Consider the following 26,574-nt stretch of genomic DNA (forward strand, 5'->3'; position numbering starts at 1 on the left):
TATGGACAAAAAATACTTTAAGCTAAGGAATGCATGGAAACCAATCAATCATAAATTCGATCTTGGAGGATTTTTAAAAATAAATCCCGTCCATGCTTCTGGTTATTTTGTAATGCGAATATTCAAACTGAAAGAAACGGAATACTTGCCTTTTTACAAATATCATTTGAAATACTATTTAGAAAATAATACAGATGGTAGCGAGCAAGCATTTCTCACAAAGATTATTGAGTACATTGACAAGGATATTAGATCAAGAGAGATATTACATTATTACAAAACAATAACCAAAACTAGAGTATATAAGCTATCCAAATTTAGAGAAGCCATAAAGCAGGTTGACAAATGGGAAGTTACCCTTACTAATGAGGATCGTATAAAAAAATCAGTCTCTTATGTACAGGATATCATGGACTGGCAGAACGTAAATGACACTCGGACTGTTTTGTCTAAACTCTTATTTGATGAGGTTGGTTCGGACAAATTTTTCATCGAATACAAAAACATTATCGAAGAACGGGATCAACTACTAACTAATCTGGCCGAAAAAAAATTAGAAATACAGGAATTAAAAAAAGCTTTTAAAGCTTTCGTACCAAAAACAAAGATTCAAATTATGGACGGAGATTACCTCCCGTTGGTAGATTTGCTGGTTCAGCTTAGTACGTTGAAAAATCCTTCAACAGGAAGCCCATATTTATCAGCGAGCCAAGACACTTGGGCATCACTCATCAGTAATTACTTCGAATACTGCAAAAACAACAAAGAAGTTAAAAATGACGAAACCAACTTAAAATGGGCTACTGTCCAAGATTATTTCTTAGAAAATAATAGGGTTAATTTAATGAAATCGAAAAATCGACATAAATTCTTCCATATAAAAGAGTCAGATAGAGTCTACAATTAAAAGAAGCTCTATTCAATTTAAACAGGTATTTATGCTTCAAAATCCCCATAACATGAACTGTTATGGGGATTTTGAATGTTGACTATCCCCAACTTTGTACAAGTTAATTAAATGAAGACGGTGGCCACGACTTCGAATTATTAAATGTGTAAACATGAGCAAAGTATGATTCAATTTGACCAAAAAGCCCTTAAAGATTGTATCAAGGATGCAATAAGGGAAGAACTGCACCTTATTATTTCGGATGTCCAAAAGACAACCTATACCGCAAACAACACACCTACGGAAAAACTGTTGACAAAAAGAGAAATGGCGGACGAACTAGACATTTCACTGGTCAGCCTAACCGAATGGATGAAACAGGGTAAAATCCCTTACATGCGTATGGGGAAACGTATTTATTTCAAAAAAAATGAAGTAGTGGCTTCAATGGCAGGCTTCAACCGAAACAAAGGAGGTAAATAATGATCCCATTCAATCAAGAAACGATAAACGCACTCGAAAAAGCCATAGTAGAGATAACAGATAATTTCAGAGAACCACCCATAATGATAACCATCAACAAATCCGAGTCAGTCATTGGTACGCTGGGTAATTTCAGCGCATCCACTGGAAAGGCAAAAAGCAGGAAAACATTCAATGTGATTTCATTAGTCGCAGCTGCATTGAGTGGAAAGCTGGTATTGCAGTATAAAGTCAAAGTCCCTGCAAACCGACCGCTGATATTATACTGTGATACTGAACAGAGTAAGTTCCATTGCCATAGATTACTTTCCAGAATATACAAGCTCATTGATTATCCAACATCAGAAATCCACGATAATTTAAAGTTTATTTCTTTAAGAGAATACCCTACCAAGGAACGTATCAATATCATCGAATATGCACTTTTCAAATATGCAGACAGGATCGGACTGGTCATCATAGATGGGGTCAGGGATTTGGTTTACGATATTAATAACGCAACCGAAGCGACTGAAATCACTAACAAACTGATGAAGTGGTCGCAGGAACTCAATATCCATATTCATACTGTACTACACTTAAATAAAGGGGATGATAATACTCGGGGGCACTTAGGAACAGAATTGAACAACAAAGCTGAATCCATTCTCCAAATAACTAAAAGTGATCTTGATGCCAACTACAGCACCGTAGCACCAAAATTCATCAGGGATATCGAATTTGAACCATTCAGCTTCTTTATTGACGATGGTATACCTGTGCTTGACGAAAATTTCGACTTAACAAGTCCGAAAGCTAAAAAAGGATTCAGCTATCAGGAATTATCAGAAAAGAACCACCGAGAGGTATTGCAGGAATTGTTTAATGATTCAGAAATCACCTGTACTTATGATGATTTTGTCGCAAGACTAAAGGACGCATATTTGGCAAAAGGTTTCAATTTTGGAATTAATAAAGCGAAACAGCTAAAGACCTTTTTGGAGAACAAACGGATGATCATCAAGACCGACAAAACCTATCGGTTCAACCCTGAATTTTACTATTAAAAAAAAGGTTTAGTTTAGTCTGCCCCTATATAGTAATAGACTAAACTAAACCTATTTAAAATTATGATTATGACATGCACTGAATTAAAGCGTATACCGCTCATATCCATATTAGATCATCTTCAGATTCCATGTACCAGAATGAACAGTCGTGAAGCATGGTTTAGAAATCCATTCAATGGTGGGAACGAAAAAACGGCTTCAACAAAGGTCGATATCCATAGAAACATCTGGTATTCACATTCAGAAGGCTTCGGAGGAAACAACATTGATTTTTTGTTGAAGTTTCTAGAAACAGACAATCTATCTATTGTACTGGATTGGGCTGATGAAAGAAAAAATATCCTTTCTTTTCACCAGCTGACCGTATTAGACAAAGCGCCAGCTATGCAAAATGAAAATGAACGTGGTTACACCATACTTTCTGTAAAACCACTAGAAAACAAAGCATTAACAGACTATCTGACCGATACACGCAAAATAGATATTGAAATTGCCAAAGCTTACTGTCAGGAAATCTATTATCGGACAGCAAAAGGACAGACATTTTTTGCCATATGCTTTAGGAATGACTCAGGTGGGTTCGAACTACGCAACAGTTACAACAAACGTTCGCTACTAATTAAGGACATTACCACGATCAACAATGGCAATAAGGACGTTATATTGCTTGAAGGCTTTACAGACTGGCTTTCCTACATGACTTTAAAAAAGAACGCTGGTAAGCCCTATTTAGACGCTAATTACTGCATCCTGAATACGACCGCAAATCTGGTAAAATCATTTCCATTTTTACAACAACATAACGGCATAACAAGTTATCTGGACACAGATGCCAGTGGTGTAAAATCTTACAGCACTTTACGAAGTCACTTCGAAAAAACACACACTATTAAAAACGAAATGAAGGGATTGCAGAAAAAGCATTATGATATAAAGGATATCAATGACTACCTGATTTTCACATCATCCGAAGAACAAACCCATAATATCCAATCGGGGAGAAAACTATCGAATAGGTAGGTAGCAAGGTTGTGTTTTGGTGACCCCAAAACCGATTGGCTCCCGATGGTCACAGCTAAAAAGAAACAAGATGAAAAATAACAAGAAAAAAGGCGGAAGACCCGCACTCGAAAATAAAAAACAGTTCAGGATCAATGTCCGTTTCGATGAAAGCGAACATAACAGAGTTTTGCATAATGCAAAAATTGCAGGTATGAGCAAATCGGAATGGGTACGCAAATCTGCGATCCTACGAAAAATTACACCTAGGTTTACCGAAGAACAATTGAAAGCTTTTAGGGCGATTACTGGGGCTTCGAACAATCTAAATCAGCTAACTAAAAAAGCACACCAGTCTGGACTGATTGAGGTGGCACAGGAATGCAAAAATACGATCCATCACATTAACCATTGTATCAATAAACTACTGCACCATGATAGCGAAGATAATTGAGGGCCGATCTTTCGGCGGATGCGTTGGATACGCCCTGAAAAAAGATAGTGAGATTATCCATGTAAATGGATTACGGACGGATTCGGCAAAGACCATCACATAGGACTTTAATTTTCAGCGGATGCTGAATCCAAGATTGGGCAAGGCAGTCGGACACATTATTCTTTCGTGGAATACAGAAGATAAAAACAAGCTGAATAATGAAATCATGCTATCCGCAGCTAAGCGTTATTTATCAAAATTAGATATTAGGGATACCCAATGCTTAATGGTGCGCCACCACGACCGCCAACATGATCATATCCATATTATTTTTAATCGGGTAAACGATCATGGCAAAACTATCTCCAATAGCAATCAGCGGTATAAGAGCTTTAAAGCTTGTAAAGAATTAAATGCATTATATGGCTTTAAGCAGTCCGAAGGAAAACGAAATGTCAACAGAGGTAGACTGAAAGGTAATGATCTAACGAAATACCAAATTTACGACACCGTCAAGGCAGGCATACGACACAGTAAAAACTGGAAGGAACTACAAAATTATATCCGTTACAGAGGTGTGGAAATGCAGTTTAAATATAGATTGGGGTCGGATGAGGTTCAAGGTATTTCGTTCATCAAAGATGAACAGACATTTCGGGGTTCTGCCATAGACCGCTCATTGAGCTTCGGACAGATCGACAAGGCTTTAAATAGCATAGATAATTCTATTGAACTAAATCAAATTACTGGAAGCTATGTTTCGAAGGATCATTCTATAGACAGAAATATCGGAGAAACACTTGGTCACATAACCTCAGTTTTATTTTCGAACCCTGAAATTACACCAGAGCAAGATGATCCGTTGATCAAGAAAAGAAAAAAGAAAGAGAATTACGGACTAAAACGTTAATACCATGAACACAGAATTAGAAAATATACAGCAACAGGTAAGCGCATTGCAGGAAAACACAGACTTGATCACGCAGGATATTGTACGAATAATGCCTACAATTGTCTCCCTACTTTCTGAAAATGAAAAGAAAATGCAGGAATTTCATGAAATGCGAGCAAAGGATCAGGAACTACTACAACAGATCAAGCAATTTATTAAAAGAGAAAACGATGTACTATCTAAGATCATTAACGATTATGGGACACTTCAGGATGTAGCTAATGAAATCTCCACAATAACTAGACAGGAATTAGCTGTATTAACAATCAAAGAAAAAGACATTGTTTCAAAGATAGCTGAAATTCCTGATCAGGTCATTGTAAAACATTATTACGGCATTGATCTCAAATCAACACCTCTGATCATTGTTATGATAGCATTATCTACCATTATTTCGCTAGGTCTCGGTGTTCTATACGAGAAGAACAAACAATTAGACGATAGAAAATCGTATGAAATGCGTTACCGAATGATAGAATTGGAGCTACCGCATGTAACATCGCATATCGATTCTACCTATTCTCTTAACCTAAGAAATTCCATAATTTGGTGATTAAAAGAGAGGAAGAAAATAAACTATTAAACAGTATAGACCAAAAACGTCAGGAGATCAAAAACTTAAACAGTCCTGAATAACGGGCCGCGTATTGGCGATAGTGGCGGATTAGAAAGCCTAAACTATCAATTTTGCACTAAGCTAAGCAACAGCCTTTTATTATTTTCTAAATTTATGAAAAAAGGAAATATAAAAGGCTGTTGCGACTAAAAAATAAGAAACTTTCAATTTCTCCCTTAAACCGCCATTTCGCCAATACTATGTTAGCGGTTCGTGCATTATTTATTTGATAAATTACTTGCTGTTGATTTTTCTAAATTATTTCTTCTAAGTATATAATAATTATCGGGGATAAGCACACTATCTTTTCTGCTACAAAATAATTTATCTTGAACTTGTCTTAAATTTTGAAGTGTTAGCTTGTTTTCATCTGATCCAATTTTCTTTGCTGCACTTCTTACATCTTCAAGAGATTTTACAGCTTTTTGATTGTCTAATATAATTTTTAATAAAATCACAATAAGTGGTAAACTAGGGGCTATAAAATTAGTTAAGTAACCTTTTATTGATGCATCTATGAATGTTGCAACTATGAAAGATAATATAACAATAATGACAGCTAAAATTGTACAATCATTTTTAAATAAAAATCTTAATTTTCTATCATATTCTAGATTTGTTTGTTGACATCTTAATATTGCCTGTTCTTGAGTAAGACCATCCAAATTTATATGATACCAATTTGTTACTGGAGCTTTTGGATTTTCAACATACTTCTCTAAAGCTTCCTCAATAGTCCAATTTTCTGGCTTCTCTCCTGAATTTGTTGAATTCCATTCTAATCCATAAATATTACAATCAAATAATTCTTGGATTTTAGCACCGTTTGTTTTTTTCTTGGAAAGTAAATTTGATAAAAATAATAAATCTACTAAAGTAATTGTTATTGATGTAATAGCTATATATGCTGTAATGTCAATAGCAAATAAGTCTTTTTGAAAAATTTTTAAAAAATTTAATAATATTACTACAACGATAGTAAAAGTTAATTGCCATTTATAAATATTTTTCGCTTGGGCATAAATAACCCTTTGCGATTTGAGTAATTTTATATTCTCATCTTTTTCTTGATTCACTTTTATATTATTCATAATTATTAGCTATAAATTGGGAAATTAGGACCGAAAACTTCTCGCCACTTATTTATAGAGGCTTGATGATTGCCCTCATTTTCTAATTTTATTGCTTCATTGGCAATATTATAATCTCTTTTGGCTCTTTCTTGAACAGATATTCTCTCCTGATAATTTAAATTATTTATATTTCCTTGAAATCCTTTTGGATCATTGAAGTCAGATAAAACTTTGTGATATATGTAAGCGAAAATTTTTGGAAGTTCAATATCTATATAATTACCACTAGTTAATCCATGAGAATTGTAATAATCTAGAATTAAATTTTCTAAGTAATAAGAACCCATAGTTGGTGCAGTAGGTCTTTTAGTCCAATATTTAATAATTCTAATTATATCTAATACAGAAATTGTATGTTTGCTATTAATATTTTGAGTCCTTTCTTTATCAATTCTTGGGTCAGTAGGTTTCCAATTTCCTTGACCATCTGGAATTAGAAAAAATGTTTTCCCATATTCATCTGGTACTGTTTTGAAACTTGGGACTATGTCATATACCCATTCATAAGAGTTTAATTCTAGTGTTACTGCTTCTTGATTTCTTTTTATATCGGCTTTCTTGTATGAAGGAATATTACTGAGGTATTCTTTAAATTTATTTACAACCTTAATTGAATTCAAAGTATTGGTTCCAGCATTACATAATTCTAATTGTTTGGTTGCTGTTTGTGGCACATGGATAGTAAAACCATTATTATTTTTTTCACGCCAATTTCCATTAGCATGCAAAATAATCATAATGTCAATATCATCTAAAGGTCTGATTTTAGTTTTTCTGTAGTATGAACCATAATCAAGACGCATATCATTTGTATAAAAATCTAGAAACTTTCCATCATTTGGAAATTTACTTATCTCTGATATTAAAAAATCCTTACTACTTTTTGCAATTTTATTACGTTCATTGTCTAATCGGACAAAATCTCGCATGAAAGTATCAAATGCTGAATTTACAGTACTCGCCATATAGAATTTGGTTATTATTTTACGGGGTGTGGTTATGCATGACCGCTAACGGTTCGGGGCTTTGCGAAGTGGCGGAAAATCGAAGCCAAAAGTTTCGATTTAGACGGAACGTAGCAAAAGCCAATTTCTATTTGCTAAATTATGAAAAAAGCCAATAAAATTGGCTTTTGCGGATTAAAATGTACAAACTTTCAATTTAGACTTAACCCCGCCATTTTGCAAAACCCTTGTTATAGCCAGTTTTTATTTATTCTCATTATTATTGGTGTCAAAATCAAGGAGATTAAAGTTGCTGAAATACTTATTACAATTAAATTCCCATATTGTTTAATGTCAAATCCAAATAGAAGCCTAATCGCAATAATTATCAAAATTAAACTCACCAAGATTGTCCAGTATTTCAAATTTATATTTCCGTTATCTACCTTGCTTTTAGGAAGTTTGTAAATTGCAAAAGCAATTATTAATCCACCAATTATTGTACTTGAGTGTTGTAAGATTTTCAAAATTGGAATTTTCACACCTAACAATTCAATGTTGTTTGTCAGTATCGGAATTGTTTCTACAAAATATCCATTTTCGTGTGTAAAACTGTCCCAAATTATGTGAGAACTTGCACCAATAAATATTGAAATAATAACTACAAACCAATTAATTTTAAAGTGTTCATTCCAATTAAATTGTCTAAATTTTAGAAACCTTGATTTTAAAAAATTTGGCAAGTTGTCAAACAAACTATTGCGAACAATATTGTGAAAAATGAAAGCAAGAAAAAGTCCTAAAGGCAAGTCAAACCAAAAAAGCCCGTCAAGTGTATGACTGTAATTGCTTTTAATTCTCATTCGTAAAAAGTACTCAAAGTCTGGTGTCAAACTACCAATTATAAGTCCAGTTAACGAAAACCATTTTTTCGGCAAATAAGTTAGTGGTAAAATAATTGCTGGATGTGAAAATGTAAATGGCATTTTTTCCTCTGTCTTATTTATTTCCGGACGTTGTTGTTCTAAAATTGGCTATAACGTTTTGGCGCTTGGCGCAGTGGCGGATTTCGGAGCACTAAACTGTCAATACACCACAAAAGTTGATGCGATGTAGAATGTTCAATTAACCACGTCACCCGCCATTGCGCCAAACGTCTGTTGGGCGTAGGTTTTCTTGTCATCTCCATTTGTTTACGTGTTCTACTTTGTCGTCAAATTGTGCTGCTAATGATTTTACTCTTGACTTTAAAAGTATTTTTCTGCCGTCAAGTGTCCTTGTAAAAATCAAGTCGCAAGAACCAACAAGTCTTTCCCATTGATTTTTAAAATATTCAGCTAAGTTTTTATTTCGACCGAGTATTTCAGGAACAGAATGATAGTCTTTTTGCTTTACGAATAGCATAAACTTGTTCTTTCTGATTATCACATATCTTGGATTGTCAATTGGAGCAATTACTTCTTGAAGTGCGTTTATAAAAGTTGATTTGTCGAAAGTCGTCCCACCGTCTAAATGACAGAAAACCGCACCCCAATTGTCAACCGAAGTTTCCACCTTTAATTTAGAGTAGTCGGTTTTTATTGCTCCTGTTTTAATTAAAGAGTATAAAAGTGCGTCACCGATTTGTTGAATGTCTTTTGAAATGTCTCGGTATTTGAAATACAATCTTAATGTTTTAAAAGTCAGCCTGCCAAAAATAGCCATTCCGATAGCTCCGAAAATTGCAAGGAAAACATATAGGTCTTGAGTAGTTTTAATATTCCTTGATGCTCTTCCAAGTCCTTGTAAACTTTCTAAACCAAAACCAACTAAACCCGAACCTAAAGTTGCTAAAAGGTTGCGAATTGTTTTGTTTAAATACATAGACTTAACCGCTTTGTATTCCTTTTCTTCGGGAAATGGGATTTTGATTTCTTCAACAAGTGTAACGCCTGTTTCAAGTGCCGTTTTCCATCTTTGTTTTAGACTTTCTCTGTCGCCTGCGTAGGAAAACATTTCAACATTCTTTTTCTCCGCTTTTTCTTTACGATGAATGTTTTCTGATAGATTTAAACGCCCAATTCCATTTTCAATTCCGGGTTCTTCTCTGAATGAAACGCCAACAAAACTTCTAAAACGTCTTTTTAGTAAATCAAAATCGTCTCCGCCTGTGGCTGAAGTTGGGTCAATACAGACCAAATGCCAAATATTTCCTGTCTTATCACCATTTCCGTTTTGTGTTCTAATGGCTCTACCACGCATTTGATTGGAAAGCACAAATGAACCAACAAAACTTGCCAAGATTAAAGAATTGATTGCTGGAGCGTCCCAACCTTCTCCAAGCAAAGATTTTGTTCCTATCAAAACTTCAATTTCCCCACGCTGAAAGATTTGAGTTACTATGTGAACAATGTCGTGCTTGAGTTGCTCAGTTTGACTGATTAAAATGTAATTGCTGTCAAAAGGAACAGGATTTGAGTTAATTTGTGTAATACCATATTTTGTAGCTTTGGCTTCAAATGCAGGGTAGGCACTTACAGGAATGATTATCATAGAGCCTGTCAAAACAGCAATTTTCTTGTTCTCTTTGTTTTCTCGTCTTAATTTTTCAAAGATTGGAATTACACCGATTTTATTTAGTTCAAGATTGTTCTCGGGAGAGTTGATATAGAACTCTTTACGGATGAAGTCGGAAAGGATAACTAAACGTAAGTTGCTTCCTAAATTCTTGTATTCAAAATCAACAATTTCTTTTATACCGTTTAGTTTGCTGATGCTTGAAGTCAAAAATCCTGTAACCCGTTTATTATGAGAGACATTGATTTGTCTTCTTTCAATTGCTCCGTATCTTCTTAGTCGGTTTTCAAGGTTTTTCTGATGTTCTTCAAATATCTTAAAGTGTTCTTTTTCTTTGTAGAGGTAAAAATCTAAAAGCGTTTCAATCCACTCGTAATCGAGTTTGGGAATTTCAAATTTCTTATCTCCGATTACTTCAAGGTGTGTTTCGGGAATTTCTTTATTGTTGGCTTTTAGAAAAATTAAACAAGCTGAATAGTAGGAGAGGTTGTTGTAAATCCAATCTAACTGTTCTGTCGGGTTTTGCCAAATGGGATGTTGTTCAATTGCTTTTATGATTGTTTCATCACTTTTTATTTCCTGAAAAAGCTTTTCAATATTTTGTCTAAAGTCAACAATGCTTTGATTTTCTTTCTCGGTAGGAAGTGTGAAATACACGTAATCTTGGTGAGGACATAAATCGCCTTCAATTACCAATTCAGGAACGGAAATTTCTGTATCAACAGGTCCGTTTAAGTCAATGTATCGTTGCCATTCTGTGGCTGTAACGTCATAAGGCGGTGTGGCTGTTAAGCCAACAATAATTGGGTCTAACTTTTCTTTAACTTTAGTCAGCGTTTGCCACCATTCATTTTTTAAATGGTGTGCTTCATCAACCACAATTGTCTTGACATTTTGTGCTTTTAGTCCGCTTACAATGTTGTCAAGATTGGGATTTGTTGCTTTGCCATTTCCGTTTGTTTCTTCTTCTTCGCTTTCAAGTTCTTCTTCGTCAATTCTCCAATTGTTACAAGCTGCGTGAAGACCTTGATAAGTTACAACTGTCATAAATTCAGGATTGCGAATGTCTCTCGAAATCCAATCAGGTGTCAAGTTGGTTTGAAGGAACAATTCACAAAATCGTTGTATCCATTGATTACGAATTGCAATTGTCGGGGCAAGAATTAAAGTCGGTTTGTTAAGTCGAATAGCAACTTCAAGTCCTAAAACTGTCTTACCCGAACCTGGAGGAGCAATTACGTGTAAATGTCCGTCAGTTAAGTGGTCTTGTAAGTCGTCAAGAACTCGTTGTTGGTATTTTCTCCAACCGTATTTAAATTTTATGTCTTTAGGATATTCTGTCAATGTGTAGTGTGTCTTTTAAACTTACGCCCAACGGTTTACGGCTTGGCGATGTGGCGGATTTTTAGCACAAAAGTTCAATAGAATTACAGCCGTTGAATCTTGCACAAATGTTTCATAGAAGCACTTCAGCCGCCATATTGCCAAACCGATGTTACCAGTAGTGCTTCTTTCTGTCTTCATATTAATTTCGCTTCTCTTGTTAATTTACTTCTGTCTAAGTCAAATTCTTCACTGAACCAGTCAGTTAATATTTTCTCTATTTCATTTTTATTAAATGTCTTTGGGTTTCGTCTTGACTTTAAGTACTTTTCTCTTGTCATTTTTTCGGCAACTTGTCCAACAGTCTGCAAGTCAAGTTCGTTTCCGATTTTGTTTACGAACCAAGATCCAGCGATTGAAAACACAAGTCCTAAAAGTCCGATTTGCCAATTAAAGAAAAGTCCAACGATAGAAGCAAGTAATATAATTGCAAGTGTCCCTGTAACCCAATGCGGTGGTCGTAAGATATTAAGTTTAAAACCTAATAGCTCTTCCAACTTTTGTGTTCTTGAACGCCTGCTTTCTCTTGGCAAAACGTCTGCAAGAGGAAAGTTTGTCGAGATAGTTCTGTTGTCTATTTGAAGTGTCAATGAAATTGCGTCACGTAATTTATAAAATGCTTGTTGGCTGGTGCAGTCGTCTGAATTGTCAAGTTGGATTTTATTTACAATATGGTCACAAAGTTCACCAAAAGTCGAAATATGCATTAGTTCGGTGTTACCAAACTTTATTTCAAATGACTTTTCAACTTTAACGAGTAAATCGCTTATGTCGTCTGGGTCGATATTTTTTAGTTCGTAGTCTGTCATAGCATTACTGGTAACGTTTTGCCGCTTGCCGCAGTGGGGGATTTCAGAGCACTTCACTGTCAACCAAGCACAAATGTTGATAGAAGCACTGCACTTGATTTAACCACGACAGCCCCCATTGCGGCAAACGGCTGTTATGCCCAGTGTTTCTTGTCAGAAGTTGTCCTTTATCCATTGCTTAAGTCCTTTTGGTTTTATCTTCTTTCCTGATACAAATTCATTTTCTGTCAAGTAGCCGTAAAATTGACCATTAACGTATATTTTAGGTGGTGTCGTAGAAAATTCATTAAACGGACTTAATGTCGAAAACTCACTACCATAATCACTAAACTCATTGAATACAGAAGTCGTTGAAAACTCACTACCATAAGGTCCGAATTCGTTTAATAAAGAATCGTTATCAAATTCATTTGAAGTTAATTTTCCTAAATATTGTCCGTCATTTGCAATAATGTATGATTCACCTTGTTTGGAGCGAATATCAGACTCTTTTAAGTCAAACTTTTTGTTTAAAAGTGCATCCAAGTCATTTTCCAATAAATACAAAAATGTCTCTGTAGGAATTTGATTTGTTACATACTTGTTCACCGTAACATGACCAACAAATTGTCCTTTGATAAATAGTCTAGGTGGAGTGCTGCAATAAGGATTATGAATACTAAATGTTCCATATTTGCTTCCATACTGTGAATATTTATTGAAAATACTTGTCGTGCTGTATTGACTTCCATAAGGCCCATATTTATTGAGTATGGAATCGTTGTCATACTTATTAGTCAACTTACCTAAAAGCTGATCATCTTGGCCAATTAAGTAAGATTCTCCCTTAGAGCTTGTTTCCTTTGCTTGTTCCTTGTGAATTTCGGATAGCAACTGCTCTAGAATCAATTTGGTTCTATCTTTATTTTCACTCATGATTTCCAAATAGATTTTGAAGTAGCTTAGAAATTTCTTCTGCAGCTTTTGCTTTAGGTAAAGTACTTATAAGTGCAGGTGCTGTTGCTAATGCAATATTCTTCTTTCTTAAGTCTTTAATTTCCTTCAGTGGGAAATAAAGCAATGCAGTTGTCACAATTGGAGGTGCTCCCCAAGCATACTCTTGTTTGACTATCGCTAAAACGAAGCAAGTAATACCACAAGCAAATAGTAAAGCCGTCCCAACAAGAAGGAGAATTTCTGTCGTCCGGTTTTGCTTGTGAACTTCGTCAACTCTTTTTATAATTTGTTCTATATCCATATTGGTTTGTTGTCATTTAACGTTGGGCATAACATCTGTTTTAACGAAACGAATATACGGAAAATTTCGCTTAACCAACCCTATATACGTGTTTCGTTATTTGACTTTTCTTTCTACATAAGATATTGATATATTTGTATTTAAAAAATAAAACCGCACAAATAGCGAAACAAAATATTATAAAATACTATTTCCCTGATATGAATAGCGAAATCATACTTGAAACCTTCGAAAAGAGATTGCTGATGCAGAGATATGCTGGCAATACCATTAGATCGTACAAGGATTACGCTAGTATATTTCTTAAACATGTTAGCAAATATCCCTCCCTTGAAGAAATTCCACTGTCAGATATTGAGGCGTTTATAAACGAAAAAGTTCAAAATGGGAAAATTAGTGTTTCCTATCAAAAAGGATTAGTGGGCGCAATCAAGAAGATGTACGAACTGATATTGGACAAAAAAATCCAACTGGATTACTTATACCCGAAACGCTCATTTTCTAAATTACCTAAATTCTTTTCAACAGAAGAAGTAAGAAATATTCTCGATAACACTCAAAATCTAAAACACAAGGCTATTCTGATGACAATCTATAGTTGTGGACTACGTCTTAGCGAACTGTTGAATCTCAAAATCAAAGACATAAAATCTTCCGATGGAATTATCAGAATCCATCAAAGCAAAGGCAATAAAGATCGGATTGTATCATTACCAGACAAATTGCTGGCGACTTTGAGACATTATTATCAAGCATTCAAGCCAAAGGAGTACCTCTTCGAAGGTGAGAAGGGTGGCAAGTATAGCGAACGAAGTGTACAGTTGATTCTGAAAAAAGCATTGATCAAAGCAAATGTTCAGTCGGAAGGCTCTGTACATACATTGCGACATTCTTATGCCACACATTTAATCCAATCAGGTATCGATATCCGAATTGAAAAGAGTTATTGGGTCATGAAAATATAAAAACGACTATGATCTACACTCATATCACTGACATAGACAAGCAAAAGACTCCTAGCCCTCTTGATTTTTTATAAGAATAAGATGAACTTTTCACGCTCTATAGAAACAAGCATTATGTTCCAATCATTCTTTAAGAAGGGTTATTCCTCTAGCTTAACTTAACTTTGCTTAGGTTATTGAATAATCAATATTCAGATATAATTTGTCCGAAAAAAGAAAAAGCCACTGATTATCAGTGGCTTTTGTCGGGGTGGCAGGATTCGAACCTACGACCTCCACATCCCAAATGTGGCGCGATACCGGGCTACGCTACACCCCGAAAAGGTATCACCTTTGTTTGTGTGGCACAAATATACGTTTATTACAATTTATTTGCAAATTAAAACTACAAAATTAAACTAACCTATTGTTTCATTGCGACATACTCTTTGCCTGAACCACATATAGCGCTCCTTTACACAATCAAACCCAATGCTATTCCCAATAGCTGTTACTTCTATAAGGCGCTCAGCTGTTAATCATAATCTTTTTGACCTATCAACTGTAGCATGTTCGGATATGAACATGAAGTGTTCGAATCCAAACACTTAGACCACAAAAATAAAACACACAATCTACTGATTAAAATACTTTAACCCTTTGGCAGCTTTTTTGAAATTTATCCATTGAACATTTTTTCAAAAATAGAAATCAGGCTATCCTTCAACAGGACTGATTACCATAAGGTCAAAATGAACACTTATAACGAAAAGTATGATAAAGAACTATTTCCAAATCGCCTGGAGAAACCTTATTAAAAATAAAGTTTTTTCCTTTATCAATATTCTTGGCTTAACAATAGGCATCACCGTCTGCGCAATGATATTCCTATTTATTGCCAATCAGTTTAGTTTTGATAAGTTTCACAGCCAAGGTGACCGGATTTATCGGGTCATGCGTGGTTTTGACAACACCAAAGACCGCGCTCCTTATTTATCTGCACCCTATGCCACTGCCTTATTAACCGATTATCCCGATGTTATCGAAAAAGCTGTAACTGCATTTGGTAAAGTAGCTCCTTTATACCCTTTTGAATACAGCTTTTTGGATCAGAAATTCGACACGCTTTACAAAACCGATCTGAGGCAACAACGTATACTCAGTCTTTTTTCCGGATTGGCCATATTTATCGCTTGCCTGGGCTTATATGGTTTAGCCTCCTTTACGGCCGCCAAACGAAACAAAGAGATCGGAATCCGAAAAGTGCTGGGCGCTTCGGTATCGGGCGTTACAGCATTGTTGTCAAAAGATTTTCTGAAACCCGTACTAATTGCTTTACTTATCGCGGCACCAACTGCCTGGCTGATCATGAATAAATGGCTGGAGGACTTTGCTTACCGCATTACTATTCCATGGTGGCTCTTTTTGCTTGCGGGAGCTGTGACGATAGCTATCGCTCTGATGACGGTAGGATGGCAAGCCATCCGAATAGCGATAGCCAATCCTGTAAATAGTTTACGAGACGAATAATAGACAAAACAAAAAAAGCTCGACGAATGTCGAGCTTTTAAGTCGGGGTGGCAGGATTCGAACCTACGACCTCCACATCCCAAATGTGGCGCGATACCGGGCTACGCTACACCCCGAAAAGGTATCACCTTTGTTTTGTGTGGCACAAATATCTAATCATTTTTTGACTTTGTCAACAGTCGGCCAAAAAATAATCATTAACCAACTGATTGATTGCATACTATTTTTACAGGAGCAATATCTTCTCTAGCATTTACTCGTCGAAAACCTCAGCTAAAATAACACGTAAAGGAATATTCAAAATATCTTTAAATTATCCAATTCATTTTCATATCTTTGCATCCGATTTGAATATCAGTCAACAGTTTTTTAAAAAAGTATTTTTATATTCAGAAAATAAGTCGTAATATTGCATTCCGATTTTTACAGGATATAAATCGTTAATAATTACTCGAAATCATGGATTTAGTAAAATTTGTAGAAGAACAAGCGGTAGTAAAGAATGAAATTCCCGCTTTCAAAGCTGGAGATACCATCAGCGTTCATTATAAAATTCGCGAAGGAAATAAAGAGCGTGTACAGGTGTACCAAGGTGTAGTAATTCAATTAAACAGCGAAGGTGCTAACGCTACTTTTACCGTTCGTAAAATCTCAAACGGTGTAGGTGTTGAACGTATTTTCCCTGTAAACTCACCAAACATTGAAAAAATTGTAGTAAACAGCTACGGTAAAGTTCGTCGCGCGAAATTGTTCTATTTACGCGGCCTTACTGGTAAAGCTGCTCGTATTAAATCGAAAAGAATCTAATTACGACTACCACGGCATAAAAAAAGGCTTTGAAATCATTCAAAGCCTTTTTTTATGCTCTGTAGATTTTCTTTTTAATTCCCAAGCCTAATCACCAACTTCCTTCTGTAATAAATTTAGGATAATTATATCTTGCTCTTTAAAAAAGTCCGCTCTCTTTGTTGCGCTAAAACATTTTACTTACTTTTAATACCGTATTATCTTACTTTATTCTTGGCACGAATAATTAAACTATATATCGATGAGAACTATCTCTTTTATCCTTATTTTTATTATCTATCCGAACTTTGCTTTCGCACAGCGGAATGTAAATGAATTTCTTCAATTACAGTCGCAGCCTCAAGTGTATTATGTGCAACCCATAACTGATGTTATTACTATAGATGGAAGAGACAATGAAGATTCGTGGTCTAAAGCCGTATGGACAGATTCATTTAAGGATATTGAGGGAACACAAAAACCTCATCCTGTATTTGACACAAAAGTCAAGATGCTCTGGGACAAGGAAAACCTATACATATTTGCTAAGCTCGAAGAGCCTCATATTAAAGGATATTTAAAACAAAAGGACACCATCATTTATCATGACAATGACTTTGAGATTTTTATTAAGCCAAATTTACTATCTCCGGAATATATAGAGATTGAAGTAAATGCTTTAAATACGGTCATGGATCTTTTGATGACTAAACCGTATCGCTTTGGTGGTAAGGCTAATCTAAATTGGGACACAAAAGATATTGAAAGCGCCGTTTATCATGCCGGCACAATCAACAACCCAAAAGATAAGGATGAATATTGGACGGTGGAAATGAAGATACCGGTTAAGAGTCTAAAATACTTTGGCGAAGGAGATCAGATTAAGGCCAATGAGATCTGGAAGATAAATTTCTCCCGCGTTCAATGGCATTATGATAATAGGGAAACAACTTATAGCAAGAAAAAAGACGATACTGGAAAGACTTTTGCCGAGGAGAACTGGGTATGGTCTCCTATTGGGCTTGTTAACATGCATTATCCTGAACGATGGGGGCATATCAAATTTATCGATAGTGCAAATCAGCTATTTATCGACGAGCAATTCTTATCTCTTGAAAAAATGGCCTGGAATATTTCTTATTTACAACAAATCTTTAGAAACGATAAAAAACGCTATGCGACGTCTATTTTGGAATTGAGCAAACTATATCCTGAAATTTTGAATGAGCGGAAAAAATATGACATCATATTTTCAAATAGTAATAATTTCTATCGTGTTGAAATCAAGTCAAAAACAAAGCGAACATTAAAGACAACTATAGATAGCCGAGGTAATATTTATTTTTAATTTAATTATTAGAGCAATCTTCAATGCTAATTTTTAATAATAATTGCTACCTTTGTATCCCGTACATAAAGCAACTATTATTGGTCATTTTGACCACATAAAATTGAAAATCCTTTAATTGTTATGACTAAATATATTTTTGTTACGGGCGGCGTTACTTCGTCGTTGGGGAAAGGTATTATTGCTGCCTCCCTTGCTAAACTTCTCCAAGCGCGTGGCTATAAAGTTACCATTCAAAAATTTGATCCTTACATTAACATTGATCCAGGAACATTAAATCCATATGAACATGGTGAATGTTATGTGACTGAAGATGGTGCCGAAACTGACCTTGACTTGGGTCATTACGAGCGTTTCTTGAATGTCCCTACCTCACAAGCAAACAATGTCACAACAGGCCGCATCTATCAACACGTTATCCAACAGGAACGTGAAGGTGCATATTTAGGAAAAACCGTTCAAGTAATTCCGCATATCACAGATGAGATAAAACGCAGAATGCAATTGCTGGGAGAGTCTGGTCAATATGATATTGTGATCACCGAATTAGGAGGAACTGTTGGTGATATTGAATCTTTACCCTTCGTGGAAGCAGTAAGACAACTCCGTTGGGAATTGGGAGCCAATAATTCGTTGGTTATCCATTTGACTTTGGTTCCATATTTGGCTGCTGCTGGCGAGCTGAAAACAAAACCTACTCAGCACTCTGTTAAAACATTATTGGAATATGGGGTACAACCTGATATTCTTGTTTGTCGTACAGAACATAAATTATCCCAGGAAATCCGTAAAAAATTAGCACAATTCTGTAATGTCAATATCAATGCGGTAGTCGAATCCATCGATGCTTCTACAATTTATGATGTGCCTTTACTGATGCTGAAGGAGAACTTGGATAAAACGGCATTAACAAAACTGAAACTTTCCAACAAAAATGAGCCTGATCTAGACAACTGGAAAAACTTTTTAGGTAAGCTTAAAAACCCGACAAATGAAATCAATATTGCATTGATTGGAAAGTATGTCGAACTTCCAGATGCGTATAAGTCCATTACCGAAGGATTTATACATGCAGGCGCTACAAATGAGTGTAAAGTAAAAGTGAGTTACATTGCCGCCGAAAGTGTTACAAAAGAAAATGTTGCTGAAAAGCTAAAAGGAATGGACGGGGTTTTAGTTGCTCCAGGATTCGGTGAACGCGGTTTGGATGGTAAGTTAAATGCGATCCAATACGTACGTGAAAATAATATTCCTTTCTTTGGGATCTGTTTAGGGATGCAATGTTCGGTAATTGAATTCGGAAGAAACGTATTGGGACTGAAAGATGCCAACAGTTTTGAGATGGATGCCAACACGACTAATCCGGTTATCAATCTGATGGAGGAGCAAAAGAACATCACCAATATGGGTGGTACCATGCGTTTGGGCGCTTACGATTGTGAAATTAAAAAAGGAACGAAAGCCTTTGCAATCTATGGCAAAACAAAAATTTCTGAAAGACACCGTCACCGTTATGAATTTAACAACGACTATTTGAAGCAATATGAAGCGGCCGGAATGATTGCTTCAGGCTTCAATCCAGAGACTGGATTGGTAGAAATTGTGGAACTGAAAAACCATCCATTTTTCGTTGCCGGACAATTTCATCCAGAATTAAAGTCAACAGTTGCAAATCCTCACCCACTTTTTGTTAGCTTTGTAGCCGCTGCTTTGGCAAACAAGAAATCAAAGTAGTAATAGAAGGATACAATTAATTAAGTTTAATTATTAAAAATGGATAGAAATACCCTAATTGGTTTGGTCCTGATGTTTGCTATCATCACTGGTTCATTTTACCTGATGAAGCCTTCAGAATCAGAAATCAAACAAGAACAAGCGCGACAAGAGGCTAAAGCGCGTGCAGAAAAAGGACTTCCTGCTGAAAGTGACTCTACCGCGAAAGCCAAAACAGCACAAACAGCAGTGATTGCTGATTCGGCGGAACTGAAAAAGCCTTTTGGTGCCACAAAATTTGGAACCGAAAAAGTAATCACGATTGAAAATGAGAAAATCATTGCCAAAATCAGCACGAAAGGCGGTAAAGTTAAATCTGTTGAATTAAAAGGTGAAAAGAATTTCAATGGAAAACCGTTGATGCTTTTTGAAGGCGAGGACAATAAATTTGGTTTTCTGTTTAATGCAGCGGGTCAAAACGTGGCAACAAACGATTTGTACTTCAATACAGAATCTTCGGATATCCAAGTTTCTGGTGAAGGAAAACAATCGGTAAAATTCAGACTAAATTACAATGCCGACCAATACATTGAATATGTTTATTCCATTGCCGGCAAAGGTTATAATGTAGCGTTGGACATCCATACAAAAGGGATACAGAATTTAGTTCCACAAAGTCAAAAAACGTTAACCCTTAACTGGAATACCACGTTAAGACAAAAGGAGCAAAATATAGAGTCTGAAAGACAAAAATCGACCCTCTACTATAAAGAAGACAACAAGGTAGATCATCTTTCAGAATCAAAAGACGCTGACGAAGCATTAGAGAAAAAAGTGGATTGGATTGCTTTTAAGCAACATTACTTTTCAAGTATCTTGAACGCGAAAGATGGTTTTGTGAATGCTAAAGTGGATGTAAAACATGCGACTGAAACAGATGTCATCAAATTTTACAATACGAACGCGGAATTAGCATTTGATAACCATAGGGACAATAACTATTCGTTGAACTTCTTCTTTGGTCCTAACCAGTACAATGTGCTGAAAGCGGAGGGTAATGATTATCAATCGATCATCAATATGGGCTGGGGCCCTATGCGCTGGATCAACCAATGGATTACAGTACCGGTATTCAACTTCCTGGATGGTTTTCATATGAGTTACGGTATCGTTATACTGTTATTGACACTGATGTTGAAATTGATCCTTTCCCCAATGACTTACAAATCTTATGTTTCTATGGCCAAAATGCGTGTATTGAAACCGCAGCTGGACGAGATCAAAGCAAAAGTCGGAGAAGACAACCAGATGTTGATGCAACAGGAGCAAATGAAATTGTACAAACAGGTCGGCGTCAATCCACTTGGTGGATGCCTTCCGCTTGTATTGCAAATGCCTTTTACAATTGCATTCTTCTATTTCTTCCCGAATTTGTTTGAATTGAGAGGACAGAGTTTCTTGTTTATGAAGGACATGTCAACCTATGATACATTATTCACATTTGCTCCCATCTTTGGATCGTTTAACCACATTTCTTTGATGTGTATCTTGATGACCTTAACAACGTTGTTGACCACTTGGTATAACAATGCTACATCAGGCGCTACAGGTCAGATGAAATACATGGGCTATATCATGCCGTTGATTTTCTTCTTTGTGTTGAACAGCTTCCCTGCTGGTTTGAATTACTATTACTTCTTGAGTGCTTTATTTACATTCTTGACGCAATTGGTAATCCGCACCATGGTGAACGATGAGAAAATACTAGCTAAATTGGAGGAGAACAAAAAGAATCCAAAAGCAGAAAAAAAATCAAGTTTCCAGGCTAAAATGGAAGAAATGATGCGTGCTCAACAGCAGGCACAACAAAATAAAAATAAATAGTAACATTTATTCGATTGATAAATAAGGCTTCCAGATTGGAAGCCTTATTTGTTTGTAAACTTTTGTAGCACTTTGCCAAACCAAACGTTAAAAGGGATGTTAATAGGTTAAAAATTAAAATATGAACTTTAAAAACATCGCAATATTGGCCATCTTAAGTATTGGTCTTGGTAGTTGTTCTGTCGTCAACAAGAAATCAACTGAACAAAGTGAAAACAGTTCAACATCAGCTGTCGTCGGAAAAAAGTGGCAATTAATTGAAATCAATGGTCAGGCCGTAGCGGATCAAATCAACGGTAAAATGCCCTACCTGCAACTGGAGGAAAAACGCTACAGTGCAAGTGGAGGCTGCAATGGCATCGGAGGAGATTTGGTAATATCAAAAAATGGAAAAATTAAATTTGCTCAGGGAATGTCAACTATGATGGCCTGTCCGGATATGTCTATCGAACAAGCGCTGTCAAAAAACTTGATCGCTGCAGATAATTACACTGTCAACAATGGTATTCTTAGTCTGAACAAAGCTAAAATGGCTCCATTGGCAAAATTTAAGTTGATCCAAGACGATAAGCAGCAGCTTTCTGGAACTTGGGAGCTTGATTATATATCGGGCGCACGCATTGCTTTCGACGGTCTATATCCCGACCGTAAACCAACAATGATCTTTGACACGGTGAGCGGGAAGGTAAATGGCAATAGTAGCTGTAACAACTATAATATGACGTTTAAAACCGATGGAAATAGTATTAGCTTCGGCCCAATTATGTCAACAAAAATGGCTTGCGAAGGGAATGGAGAAGCAACTTTTTTCTCTACCTTAGAAAAGGTGAACACATACAGTATCAGCGAGAATACCCTAACATTTATCATGGGCGATATCGCCATGATGCGGTTTAAACGCAAATAGCCAGGTTCAGGCTGCATTTAATTTAGCGAAATAAGGGCTTTGCTGTTAACAAAGCCCTTTTTAGTCATTCTCTACAGCGGGAAACGGAAAGCTAGCCGGAAGGCGGCTAAACGAAAGCACTAAATCCCGTTATGCTTCGACCAACAATGAGTGAATTAATCTCTTTTGTTCCCTCGTAGGAATAAATTGCTTCTGCATCCGCCAGAAATCGCGCGACATTATACTCTAACAAAATACCATTGCCCCCCATCACTTCACGGGCTTTGGAAACAATATCTCTCGTACGCAAAGAGCAGAACACTTTTGCCAGCGAAGCATGTTCATCTCTTAAATCGCCTTTGTCCTGAAGTTCAGATAACCTAAAGACTAGCGTTTGCATAGCGGTCAAATTGGATAACATTTCAACCAGGTGATTCTGAATAAGCTGAAAAGAGGCGATTGGCTTACCAAACTGCTTCCTTTTTCGGGTATAATCCAATGCATTTTCATAGGCTCCTCTAGCACACCCCACAGCCATCCAGGCGACTCCAGCCCGCGTCATCTGAAGAACCTTACCTGTATCTTTAAAGGAGTTTGCCTGTTGTAAGCGGTCACTTTCAGGAATGATGCAATGATTTAAAGTAATAAGGCCGTTCTGAACAATACGCAATGCCATCTTATCTTTGATCTTTTCGACAGAAAAACCTGGGTTATCCTTCCGTACAATAAAACCTTTGACTTCTCCATCATCGAGATCTCTAGCCCATATAATTGTGAGATCGGAAAAAGTGGAATTTCCGATCCATTTTTTCTGACCATTCAAAACCCACCCTTCGCTTGTTTTTTTACAAGTTGTCGTCAATCCGCCCGCGGCTCCCGAGCCGACTTCAGGTTCTGTTAATCCGAAAGCGCCTATCACCTGCATCTGCTGCATCTTGGGCAGCCACTCTTGCTTTTGTTCTTCAGATCCGCAAAGATAAATTGACCCCATTGCTAAACCACTTTGTACCCCAAAGAATGTTGCTACAGAAGCATCCACACGCGCTATCTCAGCTGCTATAATTCCTTCCATCAAGGAACTTCCTCCCATACAGCCATACCCATTGTATGTATAGCCGCAAATATTTAGAGCTGCTAGTTTGGGTACGATTTCGAAAGGAAATTCATCTCTCAACCAATATTTATTGACTATTGGTTTGACTTCGGTCTCCATAAATTCTCTCACCTTCAATTGTAAAGCTCGGTCGGTATCGTTCAATTTACTATCCATCGCATAGAAGTCACCATTAATAGGAGGTAATTCTTTTTTCTCTTTTCCTGCACTCAGCATTTTCATTAAACCATGAAGCTGTTTATCATCCATTTTTGATACAGCATCCATTACTGCTCCCAAATCCACTTTCTTCGATATTTCTTCCAATTTGCCAAAGTCTATTGATTTTGCCAAATCCATTATATTCTTTACTTTATCAAACATATTGCAATTTCTTTTTAAGCGTTTACTTCTTAAAATAAGCAAAATAATCGAAAATTGTTTGTTATCAGTACCATCTTATCCCCAGATTGGCTAAAAATAAGTTCAAACAAGCTCAGCACAATAAACACACAAGAACGGCACAACAAACACACAAGCTCAGCACAACAAACACACAATAACGGCACAACGATCACCCTTTCTTAGCCCTTGTTAAGCTAAGGGATGACACAAGCCAAGACTTTTGGGATAGCATTTTATTTTAAATAAATTAAACATCTTAAAATCAGCTATTTATATAAAATTTTAAAAAAAGATTATTTTTTGGGTTACCTTTTTTGGTTACGTGTATTAACAGATGAAAAAGAAAATTATTTCAATTTAAATTAGAAAATTAGAAAATGAAAAACGCATTAAAATTCGGTTTCTTAGGTTTAGCTTTAACTGTAGCTTTCGCATCTTGTAACAATTCAGAGAAAAAATCTGAAGGTGCTGCAGATTCAGCTTCAGCTTTAGTTGATTCAGCTGCTAACACTTTGGATTCAGCTGCTAACCACGTAGATTCAGCTGCTGTTAAAGTTGATTCTGCTGCTGCTAAAGTTGATTCAGCTGCTACTAAAAAATAATTTAGGACTGAATAAAGCTTTTGGAAGGCCTTTTTTAACAAAAGGTCTTTCTTTTTTCAAAAAGAGAAAAATCTGGGGTTACCTTTTTAATATAACGGTATTAACCTCTAAATAACAAGATTTAAAAATATTTAATTTTAATAAAATGAAAAACGCATTCAAATTCGGTTTCTTAGGTTTAGCTTTAACATTAGCTTTCGCATCATGTGGTGAAACTGGTAAAACAACTGATGCTGCTACTGATTCAGCTAATGTTGCTTTAGATTCAGCTAACACACAATTAGATTCAGCAAAAACTGCTGTGGATTCAGCAAAATCAGCTGTAGATTCAGCTGAGGCTAAAGTTGATTCAACTAAAGCTGCTCACTAATTTTCTGAAATAGAATTTAGACTTTATAAAAAAGCTTCCTTCACTAAGGAGGCTTTTTTTATATCTGTGCCAATTAAATTGCTAAGCTCCAAGCATTTTTTTACCTTTGCCAAAAAATCATTCAATCTATGGCTTTATCATCTTTAACAGCAGTTACTCCTATCGACGGACGCTATTACAATAACACTCATGAACTTTCAGCATTTTTTTCTGAATTTGCTTTAATAAAATATCGCGTACGCGTAGAAGTGGAATATTTTATTGCATTAGGTGAATCAGGTATTGCCCAATTGCAACAATTTGACAAAAGTCTACATGAGAAATTGCGTGATATTTATAGGAATTTTTCTGAGGAAGATGCTATTTGGATCAAAAACACAGAGAAAGTTACGAACCATGATGTTAAAGCCGTTGAATATTTTCTAAAAGACCAATTTGAAAAATTAGGCCTACAAGACTACCTTGAATTTATTCATTTTGGTTTAACTTCCCAAGATATCAATAATACAGCTATTCCGCTTTCTTGGAAAGAAGCCATAAAAGAAAGCTACTCGCCAGCGATTAACGAGTTACTTCATGAATTAAAATCATTAGCGACGTCATGGGCAGGTATTCCGATGTTGGCCCGTACCCATGGACAGCCAGCATCTCCAACTCGATTGGGCAAAGAGTTTTATGTTTTTATTGAACGAATAGAGCGACAGTTACAACTACTCAACCAAGTTCCATATTCCGCCAAATTTGGTGGCGCAACAGGTAATTTCAATGCGCATCAGGTTGCTTACCCGGAAACCAATTGGATCAATTTTGGAAATAATTTTGTCAACAATGTCTTGGGTTTAGACCGATCACAAACCACAACGCAAATTGAACATTACGATAATTTTGCGGCGAGTTGCGATGCTTTAAAACGCATAAACAATATCCTAATCGACTTGTGCCGTGATATCTGGACTTATATTTCGATGGATTATTTTAAACAAAAAATCACTGCAGGACAGATCGGTTCATCTGCTATGCCCCATAAGGTCAACCCAATTGACTTTGAAAATGCAGAAGGAAATTTGGGCATCGCAAATGCTATTTTCGAGCATCTCTCCGCTAAATTACCGATTTCACGTCTTCAGCGTGATTTAACAGATTCGACAGTTTTACGTAATATTGGTGTTCCATTTGCGCACACGCTCATTGCCGTTAAATCGACATTGAGAGGTTTACGTAAATTGATTTTAAACGAACAGGCATTGGCTGATGACCTTGAAAATAACTGGGCTGTTGTGGCCGAAGCATTACAAACCATATTAAGAAGAGAAGGCTATCCAAAACCGTACGAAGCTCTGAAAGATCTTACACGCACAAACACGCGGGTAACGAAAGAAACAATCGCAACGTTTGTCGATCAGCTCCATGTTTCCGATAAAGTTAAAGCAGAACTGAAAGCGATCAGTCCTGCTAATTATACGGGTGTCACTTTATAAGCTTTTACTTATAAATGACCTTAATAAAGCTCCTTTTGATATATATTTG

28 protein-coding genes and 2 tRNA genes are annotated in these 26,574 nt (G+C 36.1%); 18 read left to right on the forward strand and 12 right to left on the reverse strand.

Annotated elements, in window-relative coordinates; translation table 11 throughout:
* Position 1 precedes the first annotated feature (1 nt).
* The 8 genes from VXM68_RS01250 to VXM68_RS01285 all read left to right on the forward strand — a co-directional run bounded on the left by VXM68_RS01250 (position 2) and on the right by VXM68_RS01285 (position 5,361).
* Positions 2-907 (forward strand): hypothetical protein, encoded by a 906-nt coding sequence (locus VXM68_RS01250; protein ID WP_367210216.1) that lies wholly within the window; start codon positions 2-4, stop codon positions 905-907.
* A 165-nt stretch (positions 908-1,072) separates the two neighbouring features.
* Positions 1,073-1,372, forward strand: a complete 300-nt coding sequence (locus VXM68_RS01255) for a helix-turn-helix domain-containing protein (protein WP_367210217.1) — start codon at positions 1,073-1,075, stop codon at positions 1,370-1,372.
* Entirely contained in the window at positions 1,372-2,418 is a 1,047-nt protein-coding gene (locus tag VXM68_RS01260; protein ID WP_367210218.1) for an AAA family ATPase, read from the forward strand. Before VXM68_RS01255 ends, VXM68_RS01260 begins: the two co-directional genes overlap by 1 nt.
* A 69-nt stretch (positions 2,419-2,487) precedes the next feature.
* A complete protein-coding gene (locus VXM68_RS01265) occupies positions 2,488-3,441 on the forward strand; it encodes a toprim domain-containing protein (protein ID WP_367210219.1) in 954 nt (317 codons plus the stop codon).
* Between the two features lie 70 nt (positions 3,442-3,511).
* Entirely contained in the window at positions 3,512-3,874 is a 363-nt protein-coding gene (mobC, locus tag VXM68_RS01270) for a plasmid mobilization relaxosome protein MobC (RefSeq protein WP_019974742.1), read from the forward strand.
* Entirely contained in the window at positions 3,855-3,977 is a 123-nt protein-coding gene (locus tag VXM68_RS01275) for a hypothetical protein (RefSeq protein ID WP_367210220.1), read from the forward strand. The genes mobC and VXM68_RS01275 overlap by 20 nt, the downstream gene beginning before the upstream one ends.
* Before the next feature lie 18 nt (positions 3,978-3,995).
* On the forward strand, positions 3,996-4,766 hold the full coding sequence (locus tag VXM68_RS01280; RefSeq protein ID WP_367210221.1) for a relaxase/mobilization nuclease domain-containing protein: 771 nt from the start codon (positions 3,996-3,998) through the stop codon (positions 4,764-4,766).
* A 4-nt stretch (positions 4,767-4,770) separates the two neighbouring features.
* Entirely contained in the window at positions 4,771-5,361 is a 591-nt protein-coding gene (locus VXM68_RS01285; RefSeq protein ID WP_367210222.1) for a hypothetical protein, read from the forward strand.
* A gap of 281 nt (positions 5,362-5,642) precedes the next feature.
* Here the strand turns inward: VXM68_RS01285 and VXM68_RS01290 are convergent, their stop codons facing one another.
* The 9 genes from VXM68_RS01290 to VXM68_RS01330 all read right to left on the reverse strand — a co-directional run bounded on the left by VXM68_RS01290 (position 5,643) and on the right by VXM68_RS01330 (position 13,486).
* Positions 5,643-6,515, reverse strand: a complete 873-nt coding sequence (locus VXM68_RS01290) for an S-4TM family putative pore-forming effector (RefSeq protein ID WP_367210223.1) — start codon at positions 6,513-6,515, stop codon at positions 5,643-5,645.
* Positions 6,516-6,520: 5 nt separating this feature from the next.
* A complete protein-coding gene (locus VXM68_RS01295; protein ID WP_367210224.1) occupies positions 6,521-7,522 on the reverse strand; it encodes a hypothetical protein in 1,002 nt (333 codons plus the stop codon).
* 230 nt (positions 7,523-7,752) lie between these two features.
* Positions 7,753-8,487 (reverse strand): DUF4184 family protein, encoded by a 735-nt coding sequence (locus tag VXM68_RS01300; protein ID WP_367210225.1) that lies wholly within the window; start codon positions 8,485-8,487, stop codon positions 7,753-7,755.
* Between the two features lie 38 nt (positions 8,488-8,525).
* Complete coding sequence (locus VXM68_RS01305) at positions 8,526-8,684, reverse strand: hypothetical protein (protein ID WP_367210226.1); 159 nt, start codon at positions 8,682-8,684, stop codon at positions 8,526-8,528.
* Positions 8,681-11,401: a DEAD/DEAH box helicase family protein gene (locus VXM68_RS01310; RefSeq protein WP_367210227.1), complete on the reverse strand. Its 2,721-nt coding sequence runs from the start codon at positions 11,399-11,401 to the stop codon at positions 8,681-8,683. Before VXM68_RS01310 ends, VXM68_RS01305 begins: the two co-directional genes overlap by 4 nt.
* 21 nt (positions 11,402-11,422) lie before the next feature.
* Positions 11,423-11,581 (reverse strand): hypothetical protein, encoded by a 159-nt coding sequence (locus tag VXM68_RS01315; RefSeq protein ID WP_367210228.1) that lies wholly within the window; start codon positions 11,579-11,581, stop codon positions 11,423-11,425.
* On the reverse strand, positions 11,578-12,249 hold the full coding sequence (locus VXM68_RS01320) for a hypothetical protein (RefSeq protein ID WP_159638817.1): 672 nt from the start codon (positions 12,247-12,249) through the stop codon (positions 11,578-11,580). Before VXM68_RS01320 ends, VXM68_RS01315 begins: the two co-directional genes overlap by 4 nt.
* A gap of 153 nt (positions 12,250-12,402) precedes the next feature.
* Positions 12,403-13,164, reverse strand: coding sequence for a hypothetical protein (locus tag VXM68_RS01325; protein WP_367210229.1), 762 nt, complete (start codon positions 13,162-13,164; stop codon positions 12,403-12,405).
* A complete protein-coding gene (locus VXM68_RS01330) occupies positions 13,157-13,486 on the reverse strand; it encodes a hypothetical protein (RefSeq protein ID WP_367210230.1) in 330 nt (109 codons plus the stop codon). The genes VXM68_RS01325 and VXM68_RS01330 overlap by 8 nt, the downstream gene beginning before the upstream one ends.
* A 200-nt stretch (positions 13,487-13,686) precedes the next feature.
* Between VXM68_RS01330 and VXM68_RS01335 the strand changes: the two genes are divergently transcribed.
* Positions 13,687-14,451 carry a tyrosine-type recombinase/integrase gene (locus VXM68_RS01335; protein ID WP_367210231.1) on the forward strand — a complete coding sequence of 255 codons (765 nt, stop codon included), beginning with the start codon at positions 13,687-13,689 and terminating at the stop codon, positions 14,449-14,451.
* Positions 14,452-14,696: 245 nt separating this feature from the next.
* On the opposite strand, the gene VXM68_RS01340 is transcribed toward VXM68_RS01335, so the two are convergent.
* Positions 14,697-14,770: transfer RNA gene (locus tag VXM68_RS01340), tRNA-Pro, on the reverse strand.
* Between the two features lie 434 nt (positions 14,771-15,204).
* Here VXM68_RS01340 and VXM68_RS01345 point away from each other — a divergent pair.
* Positions 15,205-15,960 (forward strand): ABC transporter permease, encoded by a 756-nt coding sequence (locus tag VXM68_RS01345; RefSeq protein ID WP_367210232.1) that lies wholly within the window; start codon positions 15,205-15,207, stop codon positions 15,958-15,960.
* 42 nt (positions 15,961-16,002) lie between these two features.
* Here VXM68_RS01345 and VXM68_RS01350 read toward each other — a convergent pair.
* A tRNA-Pro gene (locus VXM68_RS01350) sits at positions 16,003-16,076 on the reverse strand.
* Positions 16,077-16,419: 343 nt separating this feature from the next.
* On the opposite strand from VXM68_RS01350, the gene rplS reads away from it, so the two are divergent.
* The 5 genes from rplS (at position 16,420) to VXM68_RS01375 (ending at position 22,598) form a co-directional block, all read left to right on the forward strand.
* Positions 16,420-16,767 (forward strand): 50S ribosomal protein L19, encoded by a 348-nt coding sequence (gene rplS / locus VXM68_RS01355; protein ID WP_209581561.1) that lies wholly within the window; start codon positions 16,420-16,422, stop codon positions 16,765-16,767.
* 241 nt (positions 16,768-17,008) lie between these two features.
* Positions 17,009-18,094 carry a carbohydrate-binding family 9-like protein gene (locus VXM68_RS01360; protein WP_367210233.1) on the forward strand — a complete coding sequence of 362 codons (1,086 nt, stop codon included), beginning with the start codon at positions 17,009-17,011 and terminating at the stop codon, positions 18,092-18,094.
* A 123-nt stretch (positions 18,095-18,217) separates the two neighbouring features.
* Positions 18,218-19,828, forward strand: a complete 1,611-nt coding sequence (locus tag VXM68_RS01365) for a CTP synthase (protein WP_209581555.1) — start codon at positions 18,218-18,220, stop codon at positions 19,826-19,828.
* A 39-nt stretch (positions 19,829-19,867) separates the two neighbouring features.
* Positions 19,868-21,691: a membrane protein insertase YidC gene (yidC, locus tag VXM68_RS01370; protein WP_209581540.1), complete on the forward strand. Its 1,824-nt coding sequence runs from the start codon at positions 19,868-19,870 to the stop codon at positions 21,689-21,691.
* Between the two features lie 121 nt (positions 21,692-21,812).
* Positions 21,813-22,598, forward strand: coding sequence for an META domain-containing protein (locus VXM68_RS01375; RefSeq protein ID WP_367210234.1), 786 nt, complete (start codon positions 21,813-21,815; stop codon positions 22,596-22,598).
* A 106-nt stretch (positions 22,599-22,704) separates the two neighbouring features.
* Here VXM68_RS01375 and VXM68_RS01380 read toward each other — a convergent pair whose 3' ends face one another.
* Complete coding sequence (locus VXM68_RS01380; protein ID WP_293956665.1) at positions 22,705-24,054, reverse strand: acyl-CoA dehydrogenase family protein; 1,350 nt, start codon at positions 24,052-24,054, stop codon at positions 22,705-22,707.
* 398 nt (positions 24,055-24,452) lie between these two features.
* Between VXM68_RS01380 and VXM68_RS01385 the strand changes: the two genes are divergently transcribed.
* The 3 genes from VXM68_RS01385 to purB all read left to right on the forward strand — a co-directional run bounded on the left by VXM68_RS01385 (position 24,453) and on the right by purB (position 26,525).
* Positions 24,453-24,677: a hypothetical protein gene (locus VXM68_RS01385; RefSeq protein ID WP_209581520.1), complete on the forward strand. Its 225-nt coding sequence runs from the start codon at positions 24,453-24,455 to the stop codon at positions 24,675-24,677.
* Positions 24,678-24,822: 145 nt separating this feature from the next.
* Positions 24,823-25,047, forward strand: coding sequence for a hypothetical protein (locus VXM68_RS01390; protein WP_209581634.1), 225 nt, complete (start codon positions 24,823-24,825; stop codon positions 25,045-25,047).
* A 128-nt stretch (positions 25,048-25,175) separates the two neighbouring features.
* Positions 25,176-26,525 carry an adenylosuccinate lyase gene (gene purB / locus VXM68_RS01395; RefSeq protein ID WP_367210235.1) on the forward strand — a complete coding sequence of 450 codons (1,350 nt, stop codon included), beginning with the start codon at positions 25,176-25,178 and terminating at the stop codon, positions 26,523-26,525.
* Positions 26,526-26,574 lie beyond the last annotated feature (49 nt).

This window comes from Sphingobacterium sp. R2 (assembly GCF_040760075.1).
In the GTDB taxonomy this organism is placed as follows: Bacteria; Bacteroidota; Bacteroidia; order Sphingobacteriales; family Sphingobacteriaceae; genus Sphingobacterium.